Annotated in this window: 5 protein-coding genes and 1 pseudogene; 2 read left to right on the forward strand and 4 right to left on the reverse strand. The window is 71.2% G+C overall.

Annotation, left to right across the window (positions count from 1 at the left end):
• Together ACWD3D_RS33000 and ACWD3D_RS33005 are read right to left on the reverse strand one after the other, a co-directional pair.
• The coding region (locus ACWD3D_RS33000) for a DEAD/DEAH box helicase (protein WP_451464407.1) at nucleotides 1-1327 on the reverse strand (1327 nt) is incomplete at its 3' end.
• 184 nt (nucleotides 1328-1511) lie between these two features.
• Entirely contained in the window at nucleotides 1512-1715 is a 204-nt protein-coding gene (locus ACWD3D_RS33005; protein WP_003969786.1) for a cold-shock protein, read from the reverse strand.
• 583 nt (nucleotides 1716-2298) lie between these two features.
• Here ACWD3D_RS33005 and ACWD3D_RS33010 point away from each other — a divergent pair.
• Nucleotides 2299-2527 (forward strand): annotated as a pseudogene (locus ACWD3D_RS33010) (peptide deformylase); the annotation flags it as partial.
• A gap of 50 nt (nucleotides 2528-2577) precedes the next feature.
• Here the strand turns inward: ACWD3D_RS33010 and ACWD3D_RS33015 are convergent.
• Together ACWD3D_RS33015 and ACWD3D_RS33020 are read right to left on the reverse strand one after the other, a co-directional pair.
• Complete coding sequence (locus tag ACWD3D_RS33015) at nucleotides 2578-3108, reverse strand: pyridoxamine 5'-phosphate oxidase family protein (protein ID WP_451464408.1); 531 nt, start codon at nucleotides 3106-3108, stop codon at nucleotides 2578-2580.
• Between the two features lie 139 nt (nucleotides 3109-3247).
• The gene (locus tag ACWD3D_RS33020; RefSeq protein ID WP_451464409.1) at nucleotides 3248-4018 is read right to left on the reverse strand and encodes a vWA domain-containing protein; all 771 of its coding nucleotides are present in this window, start codon (nucleotides 4016-4018) and stop codon (nucleotides 3248-3250) included.
• A gap of 253 nt (nucleotides 4019-4271) precedes the next feature.
• Between ACWD3D_RS33020 and ACWD3D_RS33025 the strand changes: the two genes are divergently transcribed.
• Nucleotides 4272-5195 (forward strand): rhomboid family intramembrane serine protease, encoded by a 924-nt coding sequence (locus ACWD3D_RS33025; RefSeq protein WP_451464410.1) that lies wholly within the window; start codon nucleotides 4272-4274, stop codon nucleotides 5193-5195.
• Nucleotides 5196-5268: the final 73 nt, after the last annotated feature.

Here is a 5268-nt window from a genome sequence, read left to right on the forward strand (position 1 = left end):
ACGGGAGGGCCTCGGCAAGGGCCCGTCGTTCGGGGCGGGTTGGGGTTCGTTCCGCCGTGGTGGCACGCGGTGTTCGCGGTACGGGCGCGCGGGGGTCGGGCAGCACCAGCGTGACGACGCTGCCGGACTCACCGGCGCGCGCGGTACGGCCGCCCCGGTGGAGGTAGTCCTTGTGGTCGGTGGGCGGGTCCACGTTGACGACGAGGTCGAGGTCGTCGACGTGGATGCCGCGGGCCGCCACGTTGGTCGCGACGAGCGCCGTGACCTGGCCGTCCTTGAACTGGTCCAGGGTGCGGTTGCGCTGCGGCTGGGACCGGCCGCCGTGCAGGGCGGCGGCGCGGACACCGGCGGCGAGCAGACGCTTGGCGAAGCGGTCGGCGGCACGCTTGGTGTCGACGAACATGATCACGCGGCCCTCGCGGGCGGCGATCTTCGTGGCGACGGCCTTCTTGTCGGTGTCGTCCAGCACGTGCAGCACGTGGTGCTCCATCGTGGTGACGGCGCCGGCCGACGGGTCGACGGAGTGCACGACCGGGTCGGTCAGGAACATCTTGACCAGCCGGTCGATGTTCTTGTCCAGGGTCGCGGAGAACAGCATTCGCTGGCCGTCCGCCTCGACCTGCTTGAGCAGGGCGGTGACCTGCGGCATGAAGCCCATGTCGGCCATCTGGTCGGCCTCGTCGAGGACCGTGATGGAGACCTCGTCCAGGCGGCAGTCGCCGCGCTCGATGAGGTCCTTCAGCCGGCCGGGAGTGGCGACGAGCACCTCGGCGCCGCGCCGGAGCGTGGCGGCCTGCTTGGTGAGGGACATCCCGCCGACCACGGTCGCCAGGCGCAGGTTCACGGAGGTGGCGTACGGGGTGAGCGCGTCGGTCACCTGCTGGGCGAGCTCGCGGGTCGGGACCAGGACGAGGGCCAGCGGGGCGCGGGGCTCGCTGCGGCGTCCGGCGGTACGGGCCAGCAGCGCGAGGCCGAAGGCCAGCGTCTTGCCGGAGCCGGTACGGCCGCGGCCGAGGATGTCCCGGCCGGCGAGCGAGTTCGGCAGGGTGGCGCCCTGGATCGGGAAGGGGTCGGTGACGCCCTGCGCGGCCAGCGTCTTCAGGAGCGCGGCGGGCATGTCCAGCTCGGCGAACGCCTCGACGGCGGGCAGAGCGGGGGTGAGGGTCTCCGGCAGGGCGAACTCGCCGCCCTGCGGAGCGGCGGGGCGACGGCGCGCGGGAGCCTTGCCGGCTCCCCGGCGGGCGGGGGCGGCCTGGGACTGGGCGCGGCCCCGTCCACTCGGCTGACGGTTGCCGGCCGGGCGGTCCTGGCGTTCGAAGCGGGTCATACGGAAATTCCCTCCTGGGGGATTCCTGGGTCGCTGCGACATGCTTTACGGACCGCTTTCATGTGCGCCCCAGGATGCGGCACATGGCGGGTGCTCCGGCGACAGGACGCCCCGGAGACAGCACAAACCGGGGCCCGCACCGTGAAGGTGCGAGCCCCGGCTGCGAGGTACGCGTCCGGCCGAATTAGGCGGGGACGATGTTCTCCGCCTGCGGGCCCTTCTGGCCCTGCGTGACGTCGAAGGAGACCTTCTGGCCCTCCTGGAGCTCACGGAAGCCCGAGGTGGCGATGTTGGAGTAGTGGGCGAAGACGTCGGCGCCGCCGCCGTCCTGCTCGATGAAGCCGAAGCCCTTTTCCGAGTTGAACCACTTCACGGTTCCAGTAGCCATGTCATTCTCCTAAAAGAGGTGCAGTGCCGAGAATCCGCACTTCACGAATTCCAAGTCGCCGCATTGAGCCCCATCCGGAGAAAGCCGGAAAACAATAATGCGCCTGAGGAAGCATTCCCGTCAGGCGCACATAAAGTTCATGGGTACCAAAACTGCAACTGGAACACCGTAGCACGTCCTCCCGGCGAGTGGTGGATCTTGAGGCCCCGGATCTCGGAATCTTGTCCGCCGGTCACCCGCACGCCTGCCGCCTGCGGTGTTGCGGCGGTCGCGCCGGGGCGCCGACCCACGCGGGCGGCCGCCCCTCCCCGCCGTCAAGCGTGTGGCCCTGCGTCCGGCAGCAGCGGGAAGAGCCGTGTGACGACGGCCACGGGAAGCGCTCCCTCGGGCCGCGCGGCGGGGTCGCGGTCGCGCTCCCGGTATCCGGTCGGCAGACGGGTGACGAAGGCGGCGACCTCGGCGGCTTCCTCGGGGGTGAGGTGGACGACAGCACTGAAGGAAGGGTCACTCCGCCAAGAGGCGGGCGCCTCGTCCCGGCGCCCGAGCCGGTGCCGGTAGCTCTCTCGGGCGGGGCGGGGTGTGCGTGCCGGGGGTGCCCGTCGCCTCGTACCCCCGGCGGGTTCCGGAAGCCGTACGGGGCGAGGCGCGCCGGATCACCGTCGTCGGTGAGGACGTACTCCACCGCCCGTGCCGGGAGGCCACCGCCTTCGACACCCCCGGGGCGCTCCCGTCCGATCGACGACATGTTCGCCACCGACGAGGTGGCCGAGGGCGCGGGGCCGGCCGCCAATCAGGTGGGCGAGGACCTGCGGCGCGGCCGGACTCGGCGCGCGAGGTCCGGCCGCGACGTGAGACCCCGGCCTCAGCCCGCCTCGACCGGCCCCTCGTTCCCCCGGCGGACCGTGCGCAGGGCGCGGCCCGGGTGCCAGGAGCGGACGACGAGTTCCTCGCCGTCCATGCCGGTGTGGACCACCTCGGTGATGTCGACGCGGAAGAGGTGGAACGGCTCCGGGGGTGTGGCCTCCTCGATGAAGCGGGCCAGCAGGGCCGGGTCGGTGACCTCGATCGCACGACCGGCGACACGTACGTCGCCGTCGGCCATGTCGGCATCGGGGCCGGGGTTCGCCTGGATCGCGAAGCGGGGGTCGCGGAACAGGTCGAGGGCCTTGCGGGAGTGGGGCATCATGCCGAGCAGCATCTCGCCGAAGCGGAAGTCGGCCTCCAGCCCGGTGACCCGGGGCGACCCGTCCCTGCGGAGGGTGGCCAGAACCTGATGGCGGTAGAGGCGGAAGCGCTTCTCGACGACGGCGGCGAAGGCGGGCTCCGCCGCGTGGAAGTCGGCCCAGGTGGCGGAGGTCGCGGCGGCGGGGTTGTTCGGTGTCATGCCTGCCATCGAACCGTCTCATCCCGACATCTCCTGTCAGGATTTCCGGCGGGTCACCGCAACGGGTGTTCCCGCCGGCCACCACAACGGGTGCGGAGGGCGCGCGTCCGGCCGCCCACCCGCCCCTGAGAACGCCCCTCCCCCGGGTTCACCTCACGATGCCGCGCTCCCGGGCCGCCGCGAGCCACAGCGGGAACTCCGCCACGAGCCGGTCGTAGAGCTGGTCGTCGGGGACGGTGCGCGGGTCGGGTCCGGCGTGGAAGTAGCCGGCGTTGTCGACCACGCGCTTGGCGGGGACGGCGAGTTCGTCGAGCTTGCGCAGGAAGTCGAACTGGGTGCTGCGGGTGTTGCCGAAGCCGACGAACTGCCAGAACAGCGGGAGCCGGGCCGCCTTGCAGAGGAAGCGTTCGGCCGCGAGTTTGTTGATCGGGCCGCCGTCGGTCTGGAAGACGACGAGGGCGGGGGCGGTGGAGCCGCTGTCGAGGTAGTGGTCGATGACGGCGTCCATCGCCAGGTGGTAGCTGGTCTTCCCCATGTGCCCGAGGCCCGCCACGATCCCGTCGACGCGGCCCCGGTGGTTGTCGAGCGCGATGTCGGTGACGGCGTCGATGTCGGTGGAGAAGAAGACGACGGGGACGCGTCCGTCGTCGTCGAGGTGGGCCGACAGCCCGAGGACCTGGTCGGCGAGGGCCTGGACGCTGCCGTCCTTGTAGTAGTCCCTCATCGAGCCCGAGTAGTCGAGCACCAGGTAGACCGCCGCCCGGGCGCCGTCCATGCCCCGCTTGCGCAGGGAGACACCGGCCGTCTTGTAGAGGCTGACGAGGCCGGGGGCGCGCGCCTCGACCTTGTCGAGCGAGAGGGCGGGGCCCGCGACCGGCGAGGTCGAGGGGGTCGGCGATGCCGGGGCTGATCCGATCATGGCTTTCTCCGTTCCGATCCGGTCCGATCCCGTTCGATCCGATCCGGTGATGCAGGCACCTCGCGGGGCACCGCGTTCCTCCACGCCGTTCCCGCCCGTCCGGGCCGGTCCTGTAAGCGGGTTGGCCTCCTCGGTGCCGGTCCCAGGCTGCCATCCACCACCCGGGCATATGGTCCGAATTTTAGGTTCGCTATCTTGATCGCCGCCGTCACCTCGGCACCGCGCACCACCTCGCCCAGTGAAGGAGCCGGTCATGGAGGCCGACACCCCCGCCGACACCCCCACCTGTTACCGCCATCCGTCGTTCGAGACGCATGTCCGCTGCACCCGCTGCGACCGCCGGATATGCCCGGACTGCATGCGTGAGGCCGCGGTGGGCCACCAGTGCCCGGAGTGCGTACGCGAGGGCAACCGCTCAGTCCGCCAGGCCCGGAGCCTCTTCGGCGGCGGAGTCCCCTCCGGCACGAAGCCACTGGTCACCTACGCGCTCATCGCGCTGAACGTCCTCGCCTACGTCGCGGAGGTCGTGAAGCCGGAGGTCCTGGACCGGTTCGGGATGTTCGGGGCGGCGCTCACCGGCCCCGACGGCGCTCTGTACGTGTACGACGGCTGGACGCCGCCCGGTTACGAGTTGACCGGGGTGGCAGGCGGCGAGTGGTACCGGCTGCTGACCGGAGCGTTCCTGCACCTGCCGCCGGACTCGTCGATCGGCGTGATGCACCTGGTCTTCAACATGCTGGCGCTCTGGAACCTCGGCCGGGACGTGGAGACCCAGCTCGGCAAGGTCCGCTACGTCGCGCTGTACCTGATCTCCGCGGTAGGCAGTTCGGTGCTGGTGTACGTACTGGCGCCCGACAGCAACACCGTGGGCGCCTCCGGGGCGATCTTCGGCCTGGCCGCCGCGCTCTACGTCATCGGCCGGCGGCTGGGCCGCGACGTGGGCCAGCTGAACCGCTTCATGGCCGGGTTCCTGGTCTGGATGGTGATCTCCGCCTTCTTCACCTCCTGGCAGGGCCACCTCGGCGGCCTCCTCACCGGCGGCCTGGTGATGTCCGGGCTGGCGTTCGCCCCCGCGAAGCTCCGCAACGGCCTCGCGCAGAGCGTGGCCGCCGTGGTGCTGCTGGCTCTGCTGGTGCTCGTGGTGGTGTGGAAGACGAACGCGCTGACGGGCGGCTGAGAGTCGCGGAACACGGGAATGCCCGGCACGGAGACGTCTCCGGGGCGGGCCATACCGGGGTTTGATGGGGAGA

This window comes from Streptomyces sp. NPDC002690 (assembly GCF_053592415.1).

What these genes read in the sequence shown, in the direction of transcription:
- ACWD3D_RS33005 (WP_003969786.1), bottom strand. Translation starts at nt 1,715, where the DNA reads ATGGCTACTGGAACCGTGAAGTGGTTCAACTCGGAAAAGGGCTTCGGC.
- ACWD3D_RS33015 (WP_451464408.1), bottom strand. Translation starts at nt 3,108, where the DNA reads ATGGCAGGCATGACACCGAACAACCCCGCCGCCGCGACCTCCGCCACC.
- ACWD3D_RS33020 (WP_451464409.1), bottom strand. Translation starts at nt 4,018, where the DNA reads ATGATCGGATCAGCCCCGGCATCGCCGACCCCCTCGACCTCGCCGGTC.
- ACWD3D_RS33025 (WP_451464410.1), top strand. Translation starts at nt 4,272, where the DNA reads ATGGAGGCCGACACCCCCGCCGACACCCCCACCTGTTACCGCCATCCG.